Genomic DNA, 24,924 nt, shown 5'->3' on the forward strand with positions numbered 1-24,924 from the left:
CAGAGTTTTGGGTTGTTCACAAATGTGATGTACACCGAAGATCCCTGTGGGAGCTGGCTTGCCAGCGATGAGGCCATAACAGACACAGAAAATTCCGGATCAGAAGAAGCTCAAGCCCACGTGGAACAGCTTCTCCACATCGCGAATATGCTTTTTATCCACAAGGAACAGAATCACATGGTCGCCCGTTTCGATCACCGTATCGTCATGGGCGATGATGACTTTCTCGTTGCGGATCACCGCGCCAATCGTGGTGCCCGGCGGCAGGCCGATCTTCTCGATCGGCTTGCCAATCACCTTGCTCGATTTCGCGTCGCCGTGAGCAATCGCCTCGATTGCTTCCGCCGCACCGCGGCGCAATGAGTGCACGCTGACGATATCGCCGCGACGCACGTGGGCCAGCAGCGTGCCGATGGTCGCCAGTTGCGGGCTGATGGCGATGTCGATGTCGCCGCCCTGGATCAGGTCGACGTAGGCCGGGTTGTTGATGATGGTCATGACCTTCTTCGCCCCCAGCCGTTTGGCCAGCAGCGACGACATGATGTTGGCTTCGTCATCGTTGGTCAGGGCGAGGAAAATATCTGCGTCGGCGATGTTCTCTTCCAGCAGCAAATCGCGATCCGACGCACTGCCCTGCAATACTACGGTGCTGTCAAGGGTGTCCGAGAGGTAGCGGCAACGCGCCGGGTTCATCTCGATAATCTTCACCTGATAGCGACTTTCGATGGCTTCGGCCAGACGCTCGCCGATCTGCCCGCCACCGGCAATCACAATGCGCTTGTAGGTCTCGTCGAGCCGGCGCATTTCGCTCATCACCGCGCGAATGTTCTCACGGGCGGCGATGAAAAAGACTTCGTCATCGGCCTCGATCACCGTATCGCCTTGCGGCAGGATCGGCCGGTCGCGACGGAAAATCGCCGCGACGCGGGTCTCGACATTCGGCATGTGTTCGCGCAACTGGCGCAGTTGCTGACCGACCAACGGTCCGCCGTAATAGGCGCGCACCGCGACCAGTTGCGCCGCGCCTTCGGCGAAGTCGATGACCTGCAAGGCGCCGGGATGCTGGATCAAGCGCTTGATGTAATTGGTGACCACTTGCTCGGGGCTGATCAAAACGTCGACCGGGATCGCCTCGTTCTGGAACAGCTGTTCTTCCCGAGTCAGATACGACGCCTCGCGGACCCGGGCAATTTTCGTCGGTGTGTGGAACAGCGTGTGGGCGACCTGGCAGGCGACCATGTTGGTTTCGTCGCTGTTGGTCACCGCCACCAGCATGTCGGCGTCGTCTGCACCGGCCTGACGCAACACCGTGGGCAGCGAGCCGCGTCCCTGCACGGTGCGGATGTCGAGGCGGTCACCGAGATCGCGCAGGCGCTCGCCGTCGGTGTCGACCACCGTAATGTCGTTGGCCTCGCTGGCCAAATGCTCGGCCAGCGAACCGCCGACCTGTCCTGCACCGAGGATGATGATTTTCATCCAGTCACTCCGTTGAATCCGTTTAGCCGCGCGCGGCAGCGATCTTGATCAGCTTGGCGTAGTAGAAGCCGTCATGCCCGCCCTGTTGGGCCAGCAATTGGCGACCATGCGGTTGTTTGATCCCGGCCGTGGTGGCCAGGTCCAGTTCGCGGGCGCCGGGGGTGCGTTCGAGGAACGCGGCAATGACTTCGGTGTTCTCGGTCGGCAACGTCGAACAGGTTGCGTAAAGCAGGATGCCGCCGACCTCAAGGGTCTTCCACATCGCGTCGAGCAGTTCGCCCTGCAATTGCGCGAGAGCTACGATGTCGTCGGATTGACGGGTCAGCTTGATGTCCGGATGGCGGCGGATAACGCCAGTGGCCGAGCACGGCGCATCGAGCAGGATGCGCTGGAACGGTTTGCCGTCCCACCATTGTTCGGTAGCGCGACCGTCGGCGGCGATCAGTTCAGCATTCAAGCCGAGACGTTCGAGGTTTTCTTTAACTCGCACCAGCCGTTTGGCTTCCAGGTCCACCGCCACCACGCCGGCCAACCCCGGTTCGGCTTCGAGGATGTGGCACGTCTTGCCGCCCGGCGCGCAGCAGGCGTCTAGCACGCGCTGCCCCGGCGCCAGATCGAGCAGATCGGCGGCCAGTTGCGCCGCTTCGTCCTGCACACTGATCCAGCCGTCGGCGAAACCCGGCAGGCTGCGCACATCGGCAGCTTCTTCGAGGATGATGCCGTCGCGGCTGTAGACACACGGCGCGGCAGCAATTCCGGCCTCAGTCAATAACGCCAGGTAAGCATCGCGGCTGTGATGGCGGCGGTTAACGCGCAAAATCATCGGCGGATGCGCGTTATTCGCTGCGCAGATGGCTTCCCACTGTTCCGGCCAAAAAGCCTTGAGGGATTTCTGCAACCATCGCGGGTGAGCGGTGCGCACCACCGGATCGCGTTCCAGCTCGGCGAAAATTGCTTCGTGTTCGCGCTGGGCGTTGCGCAGTACCGCGTTGAGCAGACCTTTCGCCCAGGGTTTTTTCAGTTTGTCCGCGCAGCCGACGGTTTCGCCGATGGCGGCGTGGGCCGGCACGCGGGTGTAAAGCAGTTGGTAAAGACCGACCAGCAGCAACGCCTCGACATCAGCGTCGGCGGTTTTGAACGGTTTCTGCAGGAGTTTTTCCGCCAGCGCCGACAGCCGTGGCTGCCAGCGCGCGGTGCCGAACGCCAGATCCTGGGTGAAGCCGCGATCACGATCTTCGACTTTGTCCAGTTGCGTCGGCAGGGAGCTGTTCAGCGAAGCCTTGCCGCTGAGCACGGCGGCGAGTGCCTTGGCGGCGGCCAGACGCGGATTCATTGCGCGTCCACCGCTGCGCCGAGCACAGTGCCAACGGCGAATTTCTCGCGACGGCTGTTGAACAGGTCGCTGAAATTCAATGCCTTGCCGCCTGGCAATTGCAGGCGAGTCAGGCACAGCGCTTGTTCGCCACAAGCGACGACGAGGCCGTCCTTGCTGGCGCTGAGGATTTCACCCGCTGCGCCTGTGCCTTCGGCGACAGTTGCCGCCAGCACTTTCAGCGCTTCGCCGTTGAGCGTGCTGTGGGTGATCGGCCATGGATTGAAGGCGCGCACCAGACGTTCCAGTTCAACCGCCGGACGGCTCCAGTCGATGCGTGCTTCGTCTTTGTTGAGTTTGTGCGCATAAGTGGCGAGCGTGTCGTCCTGCACTTCGCCATCCAGGGTGCCGGCGGCCAGGCCGGCAATCGCTTGCAGCACGGCCGGCGGACCTATCTCGGCCAGGCGGTCATGCAAGGTTCCGCCAGTGTCTTCGGCGCTGATTGGTGTTGTGACTTTGAGCAGCATCGGGCCGGTGTCGAGGCCGGCTTCCATGCGCATCACGGTCACGCCGCTTTCGGCATCGCCATGTTCGACGGCGCGCTGGATCGGCGCCGCACCGCGCCAGCGCGGCAGCAACGACGCGTGACTGTTGATGCAGCCCAGACGGGGAATATCCAGCACCACTTGCGGCAGGATCAGGCCGTACGCCACCACCACCATCAAATCCGGCTTCAGCGCCGCCAGTTCCGCTTGAGCCTCGGCGTTACGCAAGGTCGGCGGCTGCAACACCTGGATATTATTTTCCAGCGCGAGCTGTTTGACCGGGCTCGGCATCAGTTTTTGCCCACGGCCGGCCGGGCGATCCGGTTGGGTGTACACCGCAACAATCTCGTGAGGGCTGCTCAGCAGGGCCTTGAGATGTTCGGCGGCGAATTCCGGAGTGCCGGCAAAAACGATGCGCAATGGCTCAGTCATGAAGAGAGTCTCATAAAAAGAAAAAGGCTTGCCGCAGCAAGCCTTTGAAGGAGGGCATCAAGCGTTCTGGCGGTGGAGCTTTTCCAGCTTCTTCTTGATCCGGTCGCGTTTGAGCGTGGACAGGTAATCGACGAACAATTTGCCGTTGAGGTGGTCGCATTCGTGCTGGATGCACACGGCGAGCAGACCCTCGGCGATCAGTTCATAGGGCTTGCCGTCGCGGTCCAGCGCCTTGATTTTGACCTTCTGCGGGCGATCGACGTTTTCGTAGAAACCCGGTACCGAGAGGCAGCCTTCCTGGTATTGCTCCATTTCATCTGTCAGCGATTCGAACTCGGGGTTGATGAACACCCGGGGTTCGGTGCGGTCTTCGGAAAGGTCCATCACGACGATACGTTTGTGCACGTTGACCTGGGTCGCGGCGAGGCCGATGCCGGGCGCTTCATACATTGTTTCAAACATGTCGTCGACCAACTGACGCACTTCGTCGTCCACTACAGCCACAGGTTTGGCAATAGTGCGCAGACGCGGGTCCGGAAATTCGAGGATGTCTAAAATGGCCATAGGCTTGATTGCTGCACGTGTTGAGTAAAGTCGGGCGATGGCCTGGCAGGTCCGAAGATGCAGGCTACCGTTGTGAAGCGTAGCTTGTGCATCTGGCTCAAGCGAGCCACGGGGGCTCTGACGGTTCACGCGAACGCACATGATAAAGGGATTCACTGCATGAGGAAAACACTACTCGCCCTGCTGCTGTTGGCTTCGGCTGGCGTAGCGCAAGGGCAGGTGCAACTCAGGGACGATTTTCCACAGCAATACACGGTGGTTTCGGGCGACACCCTTTGGGACATTTCCGGCAAATACCTGCGCGAGCCTTGGCAATGGCCACAGTTGTGGCGGGCCAATCCGCAAATCGAAAACCCCAACCTGATCTACCCCGGCGACACGCTGACGCTCAGCTATGTCAACGGCCAGCCGCGCCTGACCCTCAATCGCGGCGAGTCGCGCGGCACGATCAAACTTTCGCCACGGATCCGCACCAGCCCGGTGGCCGAGGCGATTCCGAGCATCCCGCTGAAATCGATCAACAGTTTTCTGCTGAGCAACCGCATCGTCGACAAGGCCGAGGATTTCGACAAGGCACCGTACATCGTCGCAGGCGATGCCGAACGGGTGCTCAGCGGCACCGGCGACCGCATCTTCGCGCGTGGTCATTTCGATGCCAATCAACCGGTCTACGGCATTTTCCGCCAAGGCAAGGTTTACACCGATCCTGAGACCAAGGAATTTCTCGGGATCAACGCCGACGACATCGGCGGCGGCGAGATTGTCGCCACCGAAGGCGATGTGGCCACCCTCGCCCTGCAACGCACCACCCAGGAAGTCCGTCTCGGCGACCGATTGTTCAGCGGCGAAGAACGCTCGATCAACTCGACATTCATGCCCAGCGCACCGACTTCCCCGATCAACGGCGTGATCATCGACGTGCCACGTGGCGTCACGCAGATCGGCGCGATGGACGTGGTCACGCTGAACAAAGGCAAACGCGACGGACTCGCCGAAGGCAATGTACTCGTGGTGATGAAAACCGGAGAAACGGTGCGCGACCGGATCACCGGCCAGCCGCTGAAAATTCCCGACGAACGCGCCGGTCTGCTCATGGTGTTTCGCACCTACGAGAAGCTCAGCTACGGCCTCGTTCTCAACGCATCGCGGTCACTGGCGGTGCTCGACAAGGTGCGAAATCCGTAAGCAAGCTTCACAAGTTACCAACAGAGTTATCCACCGCTTGTTCCGAATGGTTCGGGACTTACAACGATCAAGGATGATCCATGATGATGCCTGCTTGCACGCCGCTCTCCCCGGCGGAACTGGAGGCGCGCCTGCGCCTGCACCGTTTGCCGGAAATCGGCCCGAAGCGTTTTTGCAGATTGCTCGAAGCATTTGGCTCGGCCTCAAAAGCCATTAGCGCGCCGGCCACGGCTTGGCGCTCGTTGGGCATGCCTGCCGCCAGTGCCGAAGCGCGGCGCTGCCCGCAAGTGCGCGATGGCGCCAGCCACGCAATGCGCTGGCTAGAGCGGCCGGAGCACCATTTACTGATGTGGGATCAGCCGGATTATCCGGCGCTGTTGGCGCAGATTACCGATCCGCCGCCGCTGCTGTTCGTGGCGGGCGATCCACTGATTCTGGAAAATCCGCAACTGGCGATGGTCGGTAGCCGCCGCGCCTCGCGACCCGGCATGGACACGGCGACGGCGTTCTCGCGCAGCCTGGCCGGGGCGGGTTTTGTCATCACCAGCGGCCTGGCGCTGGGTATCGATGCCGCCGCGCATCAGGCTGCGCTGGATGTCGGCGGGCTCACGGTAGGCGTGCTTGGCACGGGCCTGGAAAATTTTTATCCACAGCGCAACGGGCGCCTGGCCGACGCGATGATTGCGTCCGGCAGTGCGGTGCTTTCCGAATTTCCGCTGGATGCCGGGCCGACGGCGAGCAACTTCCCGCGGCGCAACCGCATCATCAGCGGTTTATCCCTCGGCGTGCTGGTGGTCGAGGCCAGCGTCGCCAGTGGTTCATTGATCACGGCAAGGCTGGCGGCGGAACAGGGCCGCGAGGTTTACGCGATTCCAGGCTCCATTCATCACCCCGGTGCACGTGGCTGTCACCAGTTGATCCGCGATGGCGCGGTGCTGGTGGAAACCATTGAGCACATCCTCGAAGCCCTGCGCGGCTGGCAGCGTTTGCCGCTGTCTGCAGACACACCGAAAAGCGATCACCCATTGCTCGCCCTGCTCCACGCCGCGCCGCATACCAGTGAAGGTCTGGCCGACAGCAGCGGTTGGCCGTTGCCTAAAGTGCTGGCGGCCCTGACCGAGCTGGAAATGGACGGCAGCGCGGTGTGCGAAAACGGGCGCTGGTTGGCCAGGAGCCGCTAGGTTTTACGAGGAAGATCGGTAAACTGCGCGAAACCTGTTTGCGGAGATTTTTTCATGGTCAACAGTTGGCGTGTGCAACAAGCCGCGCGAGAGATTCGCGCCGGGGCGGTGATTGCCTATCCAACCGAAGCCGTCTGGGGGCTGGGTTGCGACCCGTGGAACGAAGAAGCGGTGGATCGCCTGCTGGCGATCAAGAATCGGTCGGTCAACAAAGGGCTGATTCTGGTCGCCGACAACATTCGCCAGTTCGACTTCCTGTTCGAAGATTTTCCGCAAGAGTGGATTGATCGCATGGCCAGCACTTGGCCGGGGCCGAACACCTGGCTGGTGCCGCACCAGGGCTTGTTGCCGGAATGGGTCACCGGCGTGCACGACACCGTAGCCTTGCGGGTCACTGATCATCCGCAGGTGCGTGATTTGTGTTCGATGGTCGGGCCGTTGATCTCGACTTCCGCGAACCCGCAGGGGCGCCCGGCGGCGCGCACGCGGTTGCGCGTCGAGCAGTATTTCCGGGGGCAGATTGATGTTGTGTTGGGTGGGCAATTGGGCGGGCGCAAAAACCCGAGCCTGATTCGCGATCTGGTGACCGGCAACGTCGTGCGCCCGGCTTAGAATCGAGTTGCTCCCATCGCTGGCAAGCCAGCTCCCACAAGAATCTTCGCTGGACATAGATTTTATGTACAACGCCGAACCTGTGGGAGCTGGCTTGCCAGCGATGGCGTCCTCAAGGCAACAGAATGGTCGAACCAGTGGTGCGTCGCGCCGACAACTCGGTCTGCGCCTTCGCCGCTTCAGCCAGCGAATAGCGTTGGCTGATTGCCACTTTCAACTTGCCGCTGATGATCATTTCGAACAACTCATCGGCCATGCGCTGCAGGTTTTGCGCATTGTTGGCGTAAGTCGCCAAGGTCGGCCGGGTCACGTACAACGAGCCCTTCGCCGAGAGAATGCCCAGATTCACCCCATCCACCGCGCCTGACGCGTTACCGAAACTGACCACCAGGCCACGCGGTGCAACGCTGTCCAGCGACGTCAGCCAAGTGTCCTTGCCCACACCGTCGTAGACCACCGGGACTTTCTTGCCATCGGTCAGCGCCAACACGCGCTCGGCGACGTTTTCATGGCTGTAATCGATGGTTGCCCACGCACCGTTGGCCTTCGCCAGCTCGGCTTTCTCTTTCGAGCTGACGGTGCCGATCAGTTTCACGCCCAGCGCTTTCGCCCATTGGCAGGCCAGTGAACCGACGCCACCGGCAGCGGCATGGAACAGAATGGTTTCGCCACCCTTGAGTTCATAAGTCTGGCGCAGCAGGTACTGCACGGTCAGGCCCTTGAGCATCACCCCGGCGGCGGTTTCGAAGCTGATTTCGTCTGGCAGCTTCACCAGATTGGCTTCAGGCAACACGTGCAACTCGCTGTAGGCACCCAACGGACCGCTGCCATAGGCCACGCGATCGCCGACTTTGAAGCGGGTGACCTCGCTGCCCACTGCATCGACCACACCGGCACCTTCGGAGCCGAGGCCGGACGGCAAGGCGGGCAACGGATACAGACCGCTGCGGTAGTAGGTATCGATGAAATTCAGGCCGATCGCCTTATTGGCCACTCGCACCTGGTTCGGGCCGGGTGCGGCGGGTTCGTAATCAACATATTCGAGCACTTCGGGACCGCCGTGGGCGCGGAACTGGATACGCTTTGCCATCTGCCTGCTCTCCTTGGTCTGTCGTGAACCCCCTATCCAACTCCCATGCTTGATCTTCGTCAACTGCGAGGCGCTACTTCGCGGTGGTATGCTACGCGCCCATTTGCGTCGCCCGCCTGCGGGGCGCCGCCCGATTCAAGGTGAAGCCATGACGACCCGCACCGACGCCGTAAAGGCCTATCTGCTCGACCTGCAAGACCGCATCTGCGCGGTCCTCGAAAGCGAAGATGGCGGCACGCGCTTCGTCGAAGACGCCTGGACCCGGCCTGCCGGCGGTGGCGGTCGCACCCGCGTGCTCGAGAACGGCACGGTAATTGAAAAGGGCGGCGTCAACTTTTCCCACGTTTTCGGCAGCGGCCTGCCGCCGTCGGCCAGCGCCCATCGCCCCGAATTGGCCGGTCGCGGTTTCGAAGCCCTTGGCGTGTCGCTGGTGATCCATCCGCACAACCCGCATGTGCCGACGTCCCACGCCAACGTGCGCTTTTTCATCGCCGAAAAGGAAGGCGAAGAGCCGGTCTGGTGGTTCGGTGGCGGTTTCGACCTGACCCCGTATTACGGCAATGAAGCAGATTGCATCCACTGGCACCGCGTCGCCGAGCAGGCCTGCGCGCCGTTCGGGCCAGACGTTTACCCGCGCTACAAAGCGTGGTGCGACACCTATTTCCACATCAAGCATCGGCATGAACCGCGTGGCATCGGCGGGCTGTTTTTCGATGATCTGAACGAGTGGGACTTCGACACCAGTTTCGCCTTCATGCGCGCCATCGGCGATGCCTACATCGATGCTTATCTGCCGATTCTGCAGCGCCGCAAAAACGATGCGTTCACCGCTCAGCAGCGTGAGTTCCAGGAATTCCGCCGTGGCCGCTACGTCGAGTTCAATCTGGTCTACGACCGTGGCACCTTGTTCGGCCTGCAATCGGGCGGGCGCACCGAATCGATCCTGATGTCGTTACCGCCGCAGGTGCGCTGGGCTTATGACTGGAAAGCCGAGCCCGGCAGCGAAGAAGCGCGCCTGACCGACTACTTCCTGCAAGACCGCGACTGGCTGGCCGAGGCCTGAGGATTTCTGATGGATCGTTACGTCGTTTTCGGTAATCCGATCGGCCACAGCAAATCGCCGATGATTCACAAACTGTTCGCCGAACAGACCGGGCAGCGCCTCGACTACAGCACCCTGCTGGCGCCGCTTGATGATTTCGCCAATTGCGCCACGGCGTTTTTCCATAGCGGTCGCGGCGCCAACGTTACCGTGCCGTTCAAGGAAGACGCTTACCGCTTGGCCAACAGCCTGACGCCACGGGCGCAACGTGCCGGTGCGGTGAACACTTTGAGCAAGCAGGCCGATGGTTCGCTGCTTGGTGACAACACCGACGGCGCCGGACTGGTCCGCGATCTGACGGTGAATGCCGGGTTCAGCCTGACCGGCAAACGCATCCTGTTGCTCGGTGCCGGTGGCGCAGTACGCGGCGCGCTGGAGCCATTGCTGGCGGAACAACCGGCGTCGGTGATCATCGCCAATCGCACGGTGGACAAAGCCGAGAGGCTGGCCGAGTTGTTCTGCGATCTGGGCCCGGTGTCGGCCAGTGGTTTTGATTGGCTGAGCGAGTCGGTGGACGTGATCATCAACGCCACCTCGGCCAGCCTCACCGGCGAAGTGCCGCCGATTGCGCCGAGCCTGATCGAACCGGGCCGGACGCTGTGCTACGACATGATGTACGGCAAGGAGCCAACGGCGTTCTGTCGCTGGGCCAGCGAGCACGGCGCGGCAGTGGCGATGGATGGCTTGGGGATGTTGGCGGAGCAGGCGGCTGAGGCGTTCTTTTTGTGGCGGGGGGTGCGGCCTGATACGGCGCCAGTATTGGCCGAGCTACGCCGCCAACTGGCGGGTTGAAAATCAAAAGATCGCAGCCTGCGGCAGCTCCTACAGGGTGAACACTGATCCCATGTAGGAGCTGCCGAAGGCTGCGATCTTTTCAGTCTTCAAACCGGATCGGGCACTTCTCTGGCCCTTCCAGTTTGCGTAACTCCTCCACCACCTGCGGCCGCGCCCCGCGCAATGTCAGGCTGCGGCCCTGGCACCGCAAACGCCGCGCCTCTTGATGGAGCATTTCCACCCCTGAGTAATCGATGAAGTTGATTTGCTGCGCGTCGATCACCACCCGCGCACCCTGCATGCGCTGCAGACGCACTTGCAGGTAATGGCTGGCGCCGAAAAAGATCGAGCCGCCAACCCGCAGCACATCATCCTCACCGTCGCGCCAATGCTGCACGCGCGGTTGCGAGGTGCGCTTGAGATAGAAAAACAGCGACGCCAGCACACCGGCGTAAATGGCCGTCTGCAACTCAAGCAACAATGTCGCCAGGCAGGTCAACGCCATGACCACAAACTCGGCGCGACTGACCCGCAGCAAGGCGCGAATGGCGCGGTGATCGACCAGACCCCACGCGATCAAGAGAATGCTGCCGGCCATGGCCGGAATCGGAATGTGCGCAATCAGCCCGGCGCCGAACACCGCGAACAGCGCCACCCAGAGCGCCGAAAACACCCCGGCCAGCGGCGAACAAGCCCCCGCCTCATAACTCAGACCCGAGCGGGTGAATGATCCGGCCGACAACGACCCTGAAAAAAACGCACCGACGATATTCGACAGGCCTTGCGCGCGGACTTCCTGATTGGCATCGAGCAACTGCTGCGACCGCGCCGAAATCGAACGGGCGATCGACAGGCTGGTCACCAGCCCAAGCATGCCCACCGCCACGGCGCTCGGCAGCAGGCGCAGGATCGCTTCCAGGTCCAATGGCAAAGCGCTAAATGGCGGCAAGCGCCCGACAAATGCGCTGACCCGATGTACATGCCCGAACATCGCCGGCCATGCCCATACCAGCAGACTCGCCAGTACGAGGGTGATCAACAGCGTCGGCCAGCGTGGCAGGATTTTTTTCAGCGCCACGCCGACGACCACTGTTGCCACGCCGAGGATCAGCGAAGGCTTATCCACAGCGCCGAGATGGCGCAGCAGGTCCATCAGGCTTGCCAGCGCCGTGGTGTTCGCCGGCAACTCCAGCCCAAGCAGATTGGGCAACTGCCCGATGGCAATCACCACTGCCGCGCCGAGGGTGAATCCGAGTACCACTGAATGCGAGACAAAATTGACCAGGGCGCCGAAGCGCAGCAAGCCGAGCAACCATTGGAAAATCCCGGCAAGGAAGGTCAGCAGCAGAATCAGGGTGATGTAGTCCTGCGATGCCGGCACGGCCAACGGGCTGACGCTGGCATACAGCACAATGGAAATCGCCGCCGTCGGGCCGCAAATCAAATGCCAGGACGAACCCCACAAGCAGGCGATCAACACCGGGATGATCGCGGCATAGAGACCGTACTCGGGTGGGAGACCAGCGATCAGTGCGTAGGCAATCGACTGGGGTAACGCGAGAATCGCACCGCTGAGGCCGACGATCAGATCCCGTCCGACGCTGGCGCGGGTTTGCCGGGGCAGCCAGGTGAGGAAGGGAAAAAGTGAATGACGGCTGGGGAAGGCCATGGATCCTCGCGGTTGGGTTTTATTCAAGGTTATCAGGGTGCCAGGGAAAGGGCCCTCACCCTAGCCCTCTCCCAAGGGAGAGGGAACTGACCGAGGTGTTTGAACTGGCCATATCGACCTGAGAGATCAGTGTCGAACTCAGGCCTCGAATCCAACGAATATCGGCTCCCTTTCCCCTCGCCCTCTTCCAGAGGGAGAGGGAACTGTCCGAGGTGTTTGAACTGGCCATATCGACCTGCGATTTCAGAGTTGAACTCAAGTTTTGAGTCCAGCAGATATCGGCTCCCTTTCCCCCTCGCCCCCTTGGGGAAGAGGGCTGGGGTGAGGGGGCAAAAATCCCAAGCCAAGCCCAATCCCAGCAACCCCACGATCAAAGCTTCGCCTTCACCGCCGCCAGTGCATCCTTGCCATCCACCGTTTTCACGCCGTCCAGCCATTTATCCAGCACCGCCGGATTCGCCTTGATCCACGCCTTCGCCGCGTCGGCATTGCTGATCTTCTTGTTGACCACCTCAGCCATGATGCTGTTCTCCATCTCCTGAGTGAACGAGAGATTGGTCAGCAATTTACCCACATTCGGACACGCCTCGGCGTAACCCTTGCGCGTCAAGGTAAATACGCTGCCGGTGTCACCGAAGTATTTCTCGCCACCCTTCAGGTAATGCATCTTCAGCTGCACGTTCATCGGATGTGGGGTCCAGCCGAGGAAAGTGACGAATTTCTGTTTTTTCACCGCCCGCGACACTTCAGCCAGCATTGCCTGTTCGCTGGATTCGATCAGCTTCCACTGGCCCATGTCGAAGTCATTCTTCTTGATGATTTCCTGCAGCGAGATATTCGCCGGCGCGCCAGAACCGATGCCGTAGATCTTCTTGTCGAACTTATCGGCGTATTTGTTCAGGTCGGCAAAGTTATGCACACCCGCATCCCACACGTAATCCGGTACGGCGAGTGTGAACTCGGTGCCCTCAAGGTTTTTCGCCAGTTGCGTGACATCGCCGGTCGCGACGAACTTGTCGTAGAAGCCTTGCTGCGCCGGCATCCAGTTGCCGAGAAAGACATCCACCTGACCATCTTTCAAACCGCCAAAGGTGATCGGCACCGCGAGGGTATCGACCTTGGCCTTGTAGCCCATGCCGTCCAGCAGAAACCCGGTGATCGCGTTCGTTGCGGCGATGTCGCTCCAACCCGGATCGGCCATTTTCACCGTGTTGCAGCTCTGCTCGGCGAATGCCGATGCACTGCTCAGTGCGAGCAGGCCAATCGTCAGTACTGTGGATAACTTGCGCATGGACTTCCCCTTAACATTATTGGTTTTGGCAGGGTTGTGGATAACGTGCTTTACGCTCCAGATCATCAAGGTCGATGTGGTTGCGCATGTACTGCTGACTGGCGTCCACCAGCGGCTGGTGATCCCAGCTCTTCAGCTTGCCGATCGTCAACGCATCGGCGACGAAACGGCGACGGCGCTGGCTGGCGAGGACATCTCGATGAATCGCCGGGATATCCCACTTGGCGCGCGCCTCGGCAAGAAAATCGTCGAACAGCTGGCGATGTTGCGGCGATTGACTGAGTTCTTCCAGTTCGTGCGGATCATTGCTTACGTCGAAGAGTAGGCAAGGGTCGCTCTCACTGTAGATAAATTTGTATGGCCCGCGACGGATCATCATCAACGGACTCACGGTCCCTTCCGCCATGTACTCGCCGAATACTTCGTCGTGACCGCCCTGCCCTTGCAAATGCGCCACCAGCGAACGGCCGTCCAGCGGCAGACCCGGTGCCAGCGCGCCGCCCGCCAGCTCGACGAAAGTCGGCAACAGATCAGCGGTCGACACCGCAGCGCTGACCCGTCCGGCAGCGAACTGGCCCGGGGCACTGATGAGCAGTGGCACGCGCGCCGCCATCTCATACCAGTGCATTTTGTACCAGAGGCCTTTTTCGCCAAGCATGTCGCCATGATCGCCGGAGAACACCACGATGGTGTCGTCGAGCAAACCGGTATCTTCAAGGGTTTGCAGGAGTTTGCCGACGTTAGCGTCGATATAACTGCATGCGCCGAAATACGCTCTGCGCGCGTCACGAATCTTATCCACGGGCAGCGGCTTGTCCCACAGGTCGTAGACCTTGAGCAGGCGCTGCGAGTGCGGATCGAGTTCGTGTTGGTCCGGCGTCGTAGGCAATGGGATCTCGGCATCGTCGTACAAATCCCAGAATGCCTTGGGAATGGTGTACGGGTCGTGTGGGTGAGTCATCGACACGGTCAGGCAGAACGGCTGATCACCGTCCTCGCGGATGTGATCGAACAAGTATTGCTGCGCCTTGAACACCACTTCTTCATCGAAATCGAGTTGGTTGGTGCGCACGCATGGCCCGGCCTGCAGCACTGAAGACATGTTGTGGTACCAGGTCGGCCGCACATCAGGCTCATCCCAGTTCACGGCCCAACCGTAATCGGCTGGATAGATGTCGCTGGTCAAGCGTTCTTCGTAACCGTGCAGCTGATCGGGACCGCAGAAATGCATCTTGCCGGATAACGCGGTGCGGTAGCCGAGACGGCGCAGGTAATGCGCGTAAGTCGGCACATCGGCGGGGAAATCGGCGGCATTGTCGTAAGCGCCGATTTTGCTCGGCAATTGTCCGCTGACCAATGTGAAACGCGACGGCGCGCACAATGGGCTGTTGCAGTAAGCGGCGTCAAACACCACGCCTTGTGAGGCGAGGCGGGAAAGATTCGGCAGTTTGATTGGCGAAGGGCCGTAGAACGGCAACATTGGCGCGGCCATCTGATCGGCCATGATGAAAAGAATATTCTTGCGCTTCATGTGATCGCGGCATTCCATAGTGAATATTTATGCGACATTGCTGCGATCGAGCATGGAGTCCATGCTCTGTCGGGTAAAGCCCGCGCCGGGCAATGACTAGGATAAGCACAGCTTATGTATGAAGCTTTGGGGGATCTGTCACTCGATCTGCTGCGCGCCTTCGAGGCTGCCGCTCGCCAGCGCAGTTTTACCGCAGCGGCAGTTGAGCTGGGCACTACGCAACCGGCGATCAGTCAGCAGATCAAACGTCTGGAGGAGCAGATCGGTACGCGGTTGTTTGATCGCATCTATCGGGGCATCGAACTGACTGAGGTCGGTGCGATCCTGTTTGAACAGATCAGCCTCGGTTTGCAGCATATCGACGCGGGATTGAGCGCCATCAGCACGCAGCAGCAACATGAGGTGCTGCAAGTCGCTACGGACTTCGCGTTTGCCGCGTATTGGCTGATGCCGCGCCTGCATCGGTTTCATGAAGCCAACCCGCACATCGATGTCAGCCTGGTCACCAGCGAGCGTAACCACAACATGCTGCGCACCGACATCGACGTGGCGATCCTGTTTGGCGACGGGCGTTTCAAACAAGGCGAGAGTCACTGGCTGTTCAGCGAAGAAGTTTTCCCGGTATGCAGCCCACAGTTGCTCAAAAACCGTGCCCTGCCCTTGCCGGTTGAGGGGCTGCTGGAGTTGCCGCTGTTGCATCTGCGAGGGGAAAACAGCAGCAACTGGTTTGACTGGAGCCGATTGTTCCGTGCGTTGGGCATCACTACCGCGCCGGCGCCGGGGCAATTGCGTTTCGATAACTACACGCTGTTGATTCAGGCGGCGATTGGCGGCCAAGGCGTGGCGATTGGCTGGCGGCACCTTGTGGATAACTTGCTCACCCAAGGATTGCTGTGTCGGCCGATTGCCGAAACTACCCTGTCGCGGTTGGGTTATTACGTGGTGTTGCCGCAGCGCAAGCGGCGCGGGGTTTTGATTCAGCAGTTTGTCGATTGGTTGATGGCGGAGCAGGCGAGCAGCGCGGAGTCGCTCAACGGGTCGGCGCTGCCTTCGATTGCAGTTTGACGGTCAAAGATCGCAGCCTGCGGCACCACCTACATAAAATCCGTGTAGGAGCTGCCGAAGGCTCGGGCCGCGTTCGGACGATCTTTTAAATATCTGAAGCCGCCACAAAATTCACATGCTGCCCCACATGCAGACTCAACCGCAGCTCATCGGCAATCCCCACCGCTACCCGGTTCAATCGCTCCAGCGGTTCGGCCAGCCCCGGCTCCAGATTGCCGCCGACCTGGCTGAAATGCTCAATCGTCAGCCCCGCCACGCCGTGCGGGGCATTCACCAGCGTCCACTGCAGCGAACTGCTTTGCACCGCTTCGCGGATTTCCTCGGCCGCGTGACGTTGCAAGCGATCATCCAGCTCCGGTTCGTCGAGCACCGCGAAATTTCCTACCAGAAACAAACGCGGGACACTGGCCAACTGCATGCCCTCGATGAGCGCATCGACTGCCAGCACCTGTTCAACCGGTCCCAACACGATGGACCGTTCCACGTGATCGCTGCTGAATGGCAACCCCGGTGCGTCCAGCAGGCAAATCACCGCCGTACTTCCCGCAACGCTTTGATTGATCCGCTCGGCATCGAACAGATCACCACTTTTGGTACGCAGCCCCGGACGCGGCGCGAGCGCTGTCAGATCGTCAAGAATGGCGATGACTTCATGCTGGCGGCGCAGCAACTCAGCCATCAATGCGCCACCCAGGCTGGCCATGGCACCATAGAGCACCACTTTCACCGTTGGGGTCTCGGCATTTTTCATGGCTGATCCTTTTTCTTGTCCCTTGTATGGCGTGTGACATACGGGCAGCGCCGAGGGTTCGAACCGATTCAGAGGCTTTACAATGCAAGCGATCAAGGGCTACCACGCTCACGTCTATTTCGACGCCAATACCATCAGCCAGGCGCGCGACCTGTGCGAGCAAGCGGCGCAGTTGTTTCCATTGAAAATGGGCCGGGTTCACGAGCGCCCGGTAGGCCCGCATCCGGACTGGAGCTGCCAATTGGCATTCGGCCCCGAACTGATCGGCGACGTGCTGCCGTGGCTGGCGCTCAATCGACAAGGCTTGGTGGTGTTTTTGCACCCTGACACCGGTAACGACTTGCTCGATCACACCGATCACGCGATCTGGATGGGCGCAGTGCGGCCGCTGAATTTGTCGGTTTTCTAAGCAAAAGTTTCTGCAGCTTCGCCCGGCAGATACTCATCCAGATGCAGCCAGGGTAATCGGCTGTCGGTCCAGATATGCCGCTGCGCAGGCGCATGTTCCGGCTGATCCGGCATGGCGATGGTCATGTCGATGCTGTCGGGGCTGAGCGAGGTCATCAGCGCCAGGTGCGCGCCGCAATTCGAGCAGAAAAACCGCGCGCAACTGCTGGACGAGTGATAACACGCTGGCGTTCCCGCCAGCCATTGGAAGCTCGCCAGCGGCACCGTGATCCACGTGGTGACGATGCCGCCGCTGACCTTGCGGCAGACTGAGCAATGGCAGTGGGCGATGTCCTGCAGCGCTGCGCTGAAATGATAAAGAATGTGGCCGCAATGGCAGCCGCCGCGGTGCAGAGATGCTTTCATCGAAGCCACCTTCCTAGCGGATCAGTCTCCGTGCACGAGCCATTTCGTCGTTAATGACTATGACTGATCCAGGTTTCATCCCCAAAGTTTTTGTTATCGAGTTCATCGCTTTACTTAACGCGTCTCGCAGTCCGGCCATCCACTCCTTGGGAAAATTGTTGATGACGAGGACACATTTGAACGCGCAGTTTGATAAGTCGAGATTGAGGAACTCCGCTGGGAGGAGTTCTTCACTTTGATGGTGTCGCCTCAGGCAGGCAGCTAGTGTCAGTTGTAGTGAGTTGCTGAATTTTTGTCTGATTATTTCTTCTACAAAGTTTACGGTCTGCCGGGGAGCGCTCGACTTTGCTTCGATAAACCAAGCTTCCCGAGCCTCACCTTCAATATCTCGAAGTAAAACAAACTCGGTGACCTTGATTCCATCTCCCAGATTTTTAGCAAGTGGGCTGTTTTCGATTGGAAATAGAGTTTCCTCAGAAAAAGGTCCGAAAACCATCCCTGATTCTTCGATAGTGATCGTCATCCCAGAGCCAACTCCACTTCCTCTTCGTAGAGCCGAATGGATTCGTCCACGATGGGATTGTCTGGCATGCCTTTGAGCAGATCATTGCAAGTCCAATCTCCGTCAATCGATGACAGAACCGGGATGGACATTTTTTGTTTTTGCGCTGCGAGATACAAAGCTTTGATCACAAAGTACGAGTGGCTAGCGATGAAAAATTGAATGCCGCTACTGGAGAGAGAGACGATGATATCGATCAGCTTGGTGATCGCGACCGGATGCAAGGCAGACTCCGGTTCGTCGATAAACACCATGGAGTCCTTGGTGAGATAACGGTTGCCCAGCAACGTATCGAGTATGGCAATTTTTTTGATGCCTTCGGCTGTAGAACCAATCTGGAACTTCTGATTACCCTTTTTAAATTGCCAGCGATTAGTACTGTTATCGAACTCTACCTTGCCGCCGAACATCTCTTCGAGATTTTCCCGGGCTTTAGCGAAATGCGCATGGTTCTTTCCTTTGGTAGGCAGTAGGCGCAAGGCTTTGGCCAAGTCGTAATAGGTGTCATCGAAGCCGAAATCTTTATCGATATCGCGGCTTTTCAGAATGATGTGCTGAAGTGACAGTACTTCTTTGGGCGGAAGAAATATCGAATTGCTGCCTCGGGGAGAAACATGATTTTCCAATGAGATGATGCTTTTGGTGGTGTCCTTGCCGAAGCTGTAGCGAAACTCTCGCGAATCGACTTTGACCTTGCAAGAAAGTGGGCCGTCAGCACTCTTGGTTACCAGATCGCCTATCTTGTCAGTCTGAAACGTCCAGTAAAGCTTGTCCGTCAAAATTTCTGCAGCAGATCGTTGCTCATTGCCGCGTTGATATTCTTCGAGCGTCCGCATCGTGCAGTACAACGCCTTCAGCAAAAAGGTCTTGCCGCTGCTGTTTGCCCCGATGATCACATTCAGGTTTGAGAGCTTGCTCCAACGGATTTTCTGTAATGGACCAAAATTGTCTAATTCAACGCTATTGAGCATTGGTTGGAGCTCCTCTCGAACTTTGCAGTGGGCCAAGCCTAGCACTGCGATTCCCTTCCATACAGAGGTGAGCATGACCCTTCGGAAACTACAGAAGCGGCTTACAACGTATTTGTTCTTTCGGCTTCTCTGGAGAAGGAAATTGATCCGACCTGTTGTCAGAGCTTTCATCCACGAAAGGTAGCTGAAAGCTTCCCCGATTAGGATCGCCCCACTCCCGGCAACAGACCGGTTGGCCCAATGCCTGCGTTTATCCCCAGGCCCGGCCCAATTAACAACAACAATGGTGATTCTGATGTCTTCTGTAACCCGCCGTTTCTCCCGCTTCGTGATGACCACTCCGCCCGTACGCCTCGCGCCTCCCGTTCTGCGCTGATCCCCCGATCCGCCCGTCAATTAGCCGCGCCACGCCTGGAGTATTCCCATGCTGACTTTCCTTGGCTTCGCCATGGTCATCACGTTCATGTTCCTGATCATGACCAAGCGCCTGTCCGCGCTGATCGCTCTGATCATCATCCCGATCCTGTTCGCCCTGTTCGGTGGTTTCGCACCGAAGATCGGCCCGATGATGCTCGAGGGCATTACCAAACTGGCGCCGACCGGCGTCATGTTGATGTTCGCCATTCTGTATTTCGCCCTGATGATCGACTCCGGCCTGTTCGATCCGGCCGTGCGCAAGATCCTCAAACTGGTCAAGGGCGACCCGCTGAAGGTTTCGGTCGGCACCGCCGTTCTGGCGCTCGTCGTTTCCCTCGATGGTGACGGCGCGACCACTTATATGATCTGCGTCGCCGCCATGCTGCCGCTGTACAGCCGCATCGGCATGAGCCCGCGGATCATGGCCGGTCTGATCATTCTCGCCGGTGGCGTGATGAACATGACCCCATGGGGCGGACCGACTGCCCGCGCCGCGAGTGCGCTGCATGTCGATCCGTCGGATATTTTCGTGCCGATGATTCCTGCGATGGCTGCCGGCGTCGTGGCGATCCTGCTGATTGCCTACTTCTACGGCAAGCGTGAACGTGCCCGCCTCGGCGAGCTGCACCTGGTCGGCGACGAGATCGATCACAGCGAAATCAGCGTCTCGCAATTTCCCGATGCGCGCCGTCCGAAGCTGATCTGGTTCAACGCCGCGTTGACCTTCGGTCTGATGTGCACGCTGATCGGCGGCCTGCTGCCGCTACCGGTGCTGTTCATGGTGGCGTTCAGTATTGCGATGATCGTCAACTACCCGTGCCTGCAAATGCAGAAGGATCGTGTCGCTGCGCATTCCGGCAGTGTGCTGGCAGTGGTCGGGCTGATCTTTGCGGCCGGTATCTTCACCGGTATCCTGTCGGGCACCGGCATGGTCGATGCGATGTCGAAGAGCCTTTTGGCGGTGATTCCGGATTTCCTCGGCCCTTACCTGGCGGTGATCACGGCGCTGGTGAGCATGCCGTTCACCTTCTTCATGTCCAACGACGCGTTCTACTATGGCGTGTTGCCGGTGTTGGCCGAAGCGGCCAGCCACTATGGGATCACTGCGGTGGAAATGGCCCGTGCCTCGATCGTCGGCCAACCCGTCCACTTGCTGAGCCCGTTGGTGCCGTCGACCTATCTGTTGGTGGCGCTGGCCGGCATCGATTTTGGTGATCACCAGCGTTTCACCCTGAAATGGGCGATCCTGGTGTGTATCTGCATTTTGATTGCTGCACTGCTTTTGGGGACTTTCCCGGTGTTCAGCACTCTATAAGCCCAAGACTCACCGTTTCGGGTCCTGGCTTCGCGGTTTGAAGCCCGGACCTTTTTCGGTTTAACAATTGCTCAAAGGAATACACATGGAATGGCTGACCAACCCTGAAATCTGGGTTGCCTTCTTCACCCTGACCGCCCTGGAAATCGTCCTCGGCATCGATAACATCATCATGATCTCGATCCTGGTCAGCCGCATGCCCAAGCACATGCAGCAGCGCACCCGGATCTTCGGTCTCGCCCTGGCGATGATCACGCGGATCCTGTTGCTGCTGTCGATCACCTGGGTCATGCGCCTCACCGCCGATCTGTTCGAAGTGTTCGGCCAGGGCATTTCCGGCCGCGATCTGATCCTGTTCTTCGGTGGCTTGTTCCTGTTGTGGAAAAGCTCGCAAGAGATGTACCACGCGCTGGAAGGCGAAGAAGACAGCGACGACGCGCCTTCGGGCAAGGGCGGCAATTTCCTTTACACCATCATCCAGATCGCGATCATCGACATCGTCTTCTCGCTGGACTCGGTGATCACCGCAGTCGGCATGGTTTCCCATGTACCAGTGATGGTCGCGGCGATTATCGTGGCGGTGCTGGTGATGATGCTGGCTTCGGGCAAGATCAGCGAGTTCATCGACAAGCACCCGTCGCTGAAAATGCTCGCGCTGTCGTTCCTGCTGGTGGTCGGTACCGTGCTGATCGCTGAATCGTTCGATGTGCACGTGCCGAAAGGCTACGTCTACTTCGCCATGGCGTTCTCGCTGGCGGTTGAAGCGATCAACATCAAACTGCGCGGCGCGATGGCGAAAAAGAAACAGCAAAAGGATCCAGTGAAACTGCGCTAGGACGTACCGGGCCAATAACTCGGTAGTCCAGCAGCAATACAAAACCTGTGGGAGCTGGCTTGCCAGCGATAGCGTCGGGTCAGCGACATCAATGTTTGCTGACCGGACGCCATCGCTGGCAAGCCAGGCTCCCACAGGTTTTTGTGTTTATGCAGGAGGCACGAGGTTGTCGAGGACGCGGTTGACGGCCAGCTCACCGAGCATGATCACCTGCGCAATCCCCAACAACGAACTGCGCTGTGGTCCGTCGATGAACCCGGCCAGATCGCTGGCCATGATGCTCGCCGACGCCAGTGATTCACAGGCGTGCGCCAACAGGGTTTCGTTATCCACGGCGGGATCGATGAGGAAAATGCTGCTGGGTTTGCGCGGTGTGGCGGGTTCTTGCTTGCGGCCAGGGCAGAGATAGAAATCGAGGGCGCGATCGGCAGCTTCTTTCATGCGCTGCGCTTCGATGGCGGGGTCGTGGGGTTCTGGATCGATGTTGGGCGGATCGGGTGTGATTTTTGTCATGTTCAGCTGCTCCATATATGAAGCCACTGCCGTTCTCTACTAAAAGAAAGGAGGCGGCTGTACGCAGGTTAGTAGACCGGGGAGCTAGCTTTTCCGGCGCACCCGAAGGTGCCCTGCGCACAACCACCATCAAGTGCAGGAATGACCTGGCTGAACGGAGCTTGTGCACAAAACTAGCGACCCGGGCTACTAATCCCGACCACTGATAAGCAGTGGCCAGCAAACGATAGAACCCTGCCCCAAAGCGCACAAGCCGGCGGATTCTGGCGTAGCCGTAGGCAACGGCGCAAGGTTTTGTAGCCTGTCGCCGCGTAACACGGCGTGTGCATAAACACCCCGCAAAATCCGCGTTTAACCCCATTCAGAAACATCACCACAAAATCTGTGGGAGCTGGCTTGCCAGCGATAGCGAAGTGTCAGCCAATATCGATGTCGGCATTGCCGCCGTCATCGCTGGCAAGCCAGCTCCCACAGGGTTTTCAGCGCGCCCACAGTGGCGCATCGCAACCCGTTGAGACGGGAATCAAAGGTTGACGCCCCCCGCTCCGCTCGTTAGCTTCCCCGCTCGCCTCAAACGACAAACAAGGAACGTTCATGTCTGGAAAACCCGCCGCGCGCGTCACGGACCCGACCACTTGCCCGCTTCCCGGCCACGGCACCAACCCGATTGCCAGTGGTTCGGGCGATGTCTTCTTCAACGGCCTCGCCGCCGCCCGCCTCGGCGACACGTGCACCTGCGGCCAAGCCCTCAACGGCGCCTTCTCCGCCACGGTGTTCATCAACGGCAAAAACGCCATGACCCTCGACAGCACGGCCAGCCACGGCGGCGTCGTGATCGGGGGTTCCGGCGATGTCATCATCGGCAGCTCGCACACGCCCGCGCCGTTCATCCCGCCGCTGCCCATCGTTGGTCAGCCGCTGATCGAATTCAAAGCCGTCAGCGCCGGTAATGGCGAACCCATCGCCGATCAAGGCTACGAAATCGAAACCGCCGAAGGCCGTATCGTCAAAGGCCAGACCAACGAAAAAGGCATGACCCAAAGCGTCGCCACGCGCCAGCCGGACCTGGCCATCGTGCGCTGGACAGCCTGATTTTCAAGGAAGAACCATGACCGCACAATGCATCGCTCCAGACGACCTGGACATGAAAAAACTCTGGGACAGCACTTGCGAGCTGCCCACCTGCAAACGCGAAACCAACACCGCCGGCCCCAACCCGAAAACCCGCGTCGAAGTTCCGCTGCTGACCTGCAACTGCCTGTGGCGCCGCTTTCAGAAAGAAGCCGAAGACTGGGTCGCCCCCGGCGGCGTCCTTATCGCCGACCCCCAGGCCCGCAACCGCAAGATCAACGCTGCGTATGCGCAGTTGTGGCTGGCGGATAATCGATTTCAATGGGCGGGGTTGGCGGCGTTTGCTTCGAAGCAGGTGGGGTGTGGACTGATCCACGCCACCAAACTACAAACCGCCATTGCTGCGCAGAAGGCTGCACAGGAAAAGCTGCGAACCGCCCCATCGGAAACCTTGTTTGAAGGTTTCGGATTCAAGTTCAGCAAAACCAATCCTGAGGTTGAACAAGAGCTGGAAAAAGCCCGAGCGGCGAACCCGATGCCGACCGAGGACATCACTATCGGCGACAACCCGCGCTCAGTGGTTCAGCAGCAGCTGGATTATGTGTATGAGATGTTGGCGCTGGGTAATACATCGCTGTTTCTGGACGTTTATCCGTTGCACCGGTTTTTTATGGTGCGGGGATTCAAAGAGATGCAAGCGTGTCTCCCGCTGCGCAATAAACTCAAAGGCGAAGTGCTATGGCCTATTTCAAACAAAGTGGAATTCGGGCTGGTGCAGTCGCAAGTCAGTGATACGTTCAAAGCTATTGACGAAGGAAAGATTTCTAAAAGTGTTGAGTTCATGGCTCAGCACGAACAAATCAATATTTTGCAGCCAGCGATGTACGACGATGCGCACTTTGCCTACCTGATGCGCGGCACGCACGCAGGCAACGCCGTATCTGTTGTCACCGGAATTATGTCGGGAGCCGCTGAGGAAATTCAGTTGACCCTTGCAAGTCAATGCAAAGCTCCAGACCAAAGAAAAGTCGCATTTGGTAGCAACCCATTGGCTAATTTGGCTGACAAAGATCAGCGGATGGAGTTCGTCATTCGAGCTGCAACTCAGTTCGATACATTGCTCAGAGACCCTGCTGCCCGAGCAAAGCTCACGCAGTCCATAACAGAAATATCCAAGGGTGGAGGAGTTCAGTGATCCAGTTGTCGAGGAAACGTTTCTTGATAATTCTCGCTGCTGCGTTGACTGCTGCGGCAATCGCGTATTCCAACTGGAGTACGGATACTTTGCGAGTTCATATCGGAAAGACTTACGACGAGACGGTTGCCGACTCAACGTTAGACGTGCCAGCCCACACTGTGATTTACCCCGGAAATCCTCCCCACCCCAGCTCAGCCTGGATTTCCACACCGGTCATTATTCATTTCGATGACCCGGAGCACGGGTTCAAGCTGCCTGTTACAAAGTTCGTTTCAATCGGATTTGACGAGGGGAAGGTCTCGAACATGACCACCTCTCCAATGCTCGAAACGTTGCCCTTCGACCAACTAATCGTCGTGCTTGATCAACTACAGAGCCAGTTAACGAACGCCGGTTGGGCAGAGTGGAACTCTGAGACGAATCCTTGGTTAAACACGGCTGATGAGGCCAGTCGAAAGACGCTTCAGGCCGAGTTGTTTGATCACGTCATGGTGACGGTGCTATTGATCCCCCATAAGTACAGTCTCGCGCTCAACGTCAAATGCTACGCCCGGTGCGACGAACGTGATCCGAACACGGCGAAATACCTGATCGATGTCAGCGTAGGAAAGGATTACTACAGCGAATGAGGATCCGCTATTGGACTAGT

The 24,924-nt window shown here is 59.0% G+C and carries 25 protein-coding genes; 12 read left to right on the top strand and 13 right to left on the bottom strand.

The window, feature by feature from the left end:
- Positions 1–99: 99 nt before the first annotated feature.
- From trkA to def, 4 genes are read right to left on the bottom strand one after another with little or no spacing between them, the layout of a single operon-like run.
- Positions 100–1,476: a Trk system potassium transporter TrkA gene (gene trkA / locus EL257_RS00075; protein WP_126358795.1), complete on the bottom strand. Its 1,377-nt coding sequence runs from the start codon at positions 1,474–1,476 to the stop codon at positions 100–102.
- Between the two features lie 22 nt (positions 1,477–1,498).
- A complete protein-coding gene (rsmB, locus tag EL257_RS00080; RefSeq protein WP_126358796.1) occupies positions 1,499–2,809 on the bottom strand; it encodes a 16S rRNA (cytosine(967)-C(5))-methyltransferase RsmB in 1,311 nt (436 codons plus the stop codon).
- The gene (fmt, locus tag EL257_RS00085) at positions 2,806–3,765 is read right to left on the bottom strand and encodes a methionyl-tRNA formyltransferase (RefSeq protein WP_126358797.1); all 960 of its coding nucleotides are present in this window, start codon (positions 3,763–3,765) and stop codon (positions 2,806–2,808) included. The genes rsmB and fmt overlap by 4 nt, the downstream gene beginning before the upstream one ends.
- 57 nt (positions 3,766–3,822) lie before the next feature.
- Positions 3,823–4,329, bottom strand: a complete 507-nt coding sequence (gene def / locus EL257_RS00090) for a peptide deformylase (RefSeq protein ID WP_126358798.1) — start codon at positions 4,327–4,329, stop codon at positions 3,823–3,825.
- Between the two features lie 159 nt (positions 4,330–4,488).
- Between def and EL257_RS00095 the strand changes: the two genes are divergently transcribed.
- The 3 genes from EL257_RS00095 (at position 4,489) to EL257_RS00105 (ending at position 7,307) form a co-directional block, all read left to right on the top strand.
- Entirely contained in the window at positions 4,489–5,514 is a 1,026-nt protein-coding gene (locus tag EL257_RS00095) for a LysM peptidoglycan-binding domain-containing protein (RefSeq protein ID WP_126358799.1), read from the top strand.
- Between the two features lie 80 nt (positions 5,515–5,594).
- The gene (dprA, locus tag EL257_RS00100; RefSeq protein ID WP_126358800.1) at positions 5,595–6,695 is read left to right on the top strand and encodes a DNA-processing protein DprA; all 1,101 of its coding nucleotides are present in this window, start codon (positions 5,595–5,597) and stop codon (positions 6,693–6,695) included.
- A 54-nt stretch (positions 6,696–6,749) separates the two neighbouring features.
- Positions 6,750–7,307, top strand: coding sequence for an L-threonylcarbamoyladenylate synthase (locus tag EL257_RS00105; protein ID WP_126358801.1), 558 nt, complete (start codon positions 6,750–6,752; stop codon positions 7,305–7,307).
- Between the two features lie 112 nt (positions 7,308–7,419).
- On the opposite strand, the gene EL257_RS00110 is transcribed toward EL257_RS00105, so the two are convergent.
- A complete protein-coding gene (locus tag EL257_RS00110) occupies positions 7,420–8,397 on the bottom strand; it encodes a quinone oxidoreductase family protein (RefSeq protein ID WP_126358802.1) in 978 nt (325 codons plus the stop codon).
- A 148-nt stretch (positions 8,398–8,545) separates the two neighbouring features.
- Here EL257_RS00110 and hemF point away from each other — a divergent pair, with 148 nt between their 5' ends.
- On the top strand, positions 8,546–9,460 hold the full coding sequence (hemF, locus tag EL257_RS00115) for an oxygen-dependent coproporphyrinogen oxidase (RefSeq protein ID WP_126358803.1): 915 nt from the start codon (positions 8,546–8,548) through the stop codon (positions 9,458–9,460).
- 9 nt (positions 9,461–9,469) lie between these two features.
- Positions 9,470–10,291: a shikimate dehydrogenase gene (gene aroE, locus EL257_RS00120; RefSeq protein WP_126358804.1), complete on the top strand. Its 822-nt coding sequence runs from the start codon at positions 9,470–9,472 to the stop codon at positions 10,289–10,291.
- Between the two features lie 82 nt (positions 10,292–10,373).
- On the opposite strand, the gene EL257_RS00125 is transcribed toward aroE, so the two are convergent.
- From EL257_RS00125 to betC, 3 genes are all read right to left on the bottom strand, one after another.
- Positions 10,374–11,942 carry a SulP family inorganic anion transporter gene (locus EL257_RS00125; RefSeq protein WP_126358805.1) on the bottom strand — a complete coding sequence of 523 codons (1,569 nt, stop codon included), beginning with the start codon at positions 11,940–11,942 and terminating at the stop codon, positions 10,374–10,376.
- Between the two features lie 370 nt (positions 11,943–12,312).
- Positions 12,313–13,233: a choline ABC transporter substrate-binding protein gene (gene choX, locus EL257_RS00130; RefSeq protein ID WP_126358806.1), complete on the bottom strand. Its 921-nt coding sequence runs from the start codon at positions 13,231–13,233 to the stop codon at positions 12,313–12,315.
- 16 nt (positions 13,234–13,249) lie between these two features.
- A complete protein-coding gene (gene betC / locus EL257_RS00135) occupies positions 13,250–14,764 on the bottom strand; it encodes a choline-sulfatase (protein ID WP_126358807.1) in 1,515 nt (504 codons plus the stop codon).
- Between the two features lie 114 nt (positions 14,765–14,878).
- On the opposite strand from betC, the gene EL257_RS00140 reads away from it, so the two are divergent.
- A complete protein-coding gene (locus EL257_RS00140) occupies positions 14,879–15,829 on the top strand; it encodes a choline sulfate utilization transcriptional regulator (protein WP_126358808.1) in 951 nt (316 codons plus the stop codon).
- An 85-nt stretch (positions 15,830–15,914) separates the two neighbouring features.
- Here EL257_RS00140 and EL257_RS00145 read toward each other — a convergent pair whose 3' ends face one another.
- The gene (locus tag EL257_RS00145) at positions 15,915–16,580 is read right to left on the bottom strand and encodes an NAD(P)-dependent oxidoreductase (RefSeq protein ID WP_126358809.1); all 666 of its coding nucleotides are present in this window, start codon (positions 16,578–16,580) and stop codon (positions 15,915–15,917) included.
- Positions 16,581–16,662: 82 nt separating this feature from the next.
- Between EL257_RS00145 and EL257_RS00150 the strand changes: the two genes are divergently transcribed.
- On the top strand, positions 16,663–16,989 hold the full coding sequence (locus tag EL257_RS00150; RefSeq protein ID WP_126358810.1) for a DOPA 4,5-dioxygenase family protein: 327 nt from the start codon (positions 16,663–16,665) through the stop codon (positions 16,987–16,989).
- Here the strand turns inward: EL257_RS00150 and EL257_RS00155 are convergent.
- The 3 genes from EL257_RS00155 to EL257_RS00165 are packed head-to-tail and all read right to left on the bottom strand — an operon-like array spanning position 16,986 to position 18,926.
- Positions 16,986–17,393 carry a GFA family protein gene (locus tag EL257_RS00155; RefSeq protein WP_126358811.1) on the bottom strand — a complete coding sequence of 136 codons (408 nt, stop codon included), beginning with the start codon at positions 17,391–17,393 and terminating at the stop codon, positions 16,986–16,988. The genes EL257_RS00150 and EL257_RS00155 overlap by 4 nt on opposite strands.
- 13 nt (positions 17,394–17,406) lie before the next feature.
- Entirely contained in the window at positions 17,407–17,916 is a 510-nt protein-coding gene (locus EL257_RS00160) for a hypothetical protein (protein ID WP_126358812.1), read from the bottom strand.
- Positions 17,913–18,926: an AAA family ATPase gene (locus EL257_RS00165; RefSeq protein ID WP_126358813.1), complete on the bottom strand. Its 1,014-nt coding sequence runs from the start codon at positions 18,924–18,926 to the stop codon at positions 17,913–17,915. The genes EL257_RS00160 and EL257_RS00165 overlap by 4 nt, the downstream gene beginning before the upstream one ends.
- A 424-nt stretch (positions 18,927–19,350) precedes the next feature.
- Between EL257_RS00165 and EL257_RS00170 the strand changes: the two genes are divergently transcribed.
- Entirely contained in the window at positions 19,351–20,658 is a 1,308-nt protein-coding gene (locus EL257_RS00170; protein WP_039757164.1) for a CitMHS family transporter, read from the top strand.
- An 85-nt stretch (positions 20,659–20,743) separates the two neighbouring features.
- Entirely contained in the window at positions 20,744–21,493 is a 750-nt protein-coding gene (locus EL257_RS00175; RefSeq protein ID WP_126358814.1) for a TerC family protein, read from the top strand.
- 147 nt (positions 21,494–21,640) lie between these two features.
- Here EL257_RS00175 and EL257_RS00180 read toward each other — a convergent pair whose 3' ends face one another.
- A complete protein-coding gene (locus EL257_RS00180; protein WP_126358815.1) occupies positions 21,641–22,006 on the bottom strand; it encodes a DUF6124 family protein in 366 nt (121 codons plus the stop codon).
- Positions 22,007–22,600: 594 nt separating this feature from the next.
- Between EL257_RS00180 and EL257_RS00185 the strand changes: the two genes are divergently transcribed.
- The 3 genes from EL257_RS00185 to EL257_RS00195 are packed head-to-tail and all read left to right on the top strand — an operon-like array spanning position 22,601 to position 24,904.
- Complete coding sequence (locus EL257_RS00185; RefSeq protein ID WP_126358816.1) at positions 22,601–23,098, top strand: PAAR domain-containing protein; 498 nt, start codon at positions 22,601–22,603, stop codon at positions 23,096–23,098.
- Between the two features lie 16 nt (positions 23,099–23,114).
- Positions 23,115–24,272, top strand: a complete 1,158-nt coding sequence (locus EL257_RS00190) for a DUF2515 family protein (RefSeq protein ID WP_126358817.1) — start codon at positions 23,115–23,117, stop codon at positions 24,270–24,272.
- Positions 24,269–24,904, top strand: coding sequence for a hypothetical protein (locus tag EL257_RS00195; RefSeq protein ID WP_232013052.1), 636 nt, complete (start codon positions 24,269–24,271; stop codon positions 24,902–24,904). Before EL257_RS00190 ends, EL257_RS00195 begins: the two co-directional genes overlap by 4 nt.
- The last annotated feature ends 20 nt before the right edge of the window (positions 24,905–24,924 follow it).

The sequence above is a fragment of the Pseudomonas fluorescens genome (genome assembly GCF_900636825.1).
Classification (GTDB): domain Bacteria; phylum Pseudomonadota; class Gammaproteobacteria; order Pseudomonadales; family Pseudomonadaceae; genus Aquipseudomonas; species Aquipseudomonas fluorescens_BG.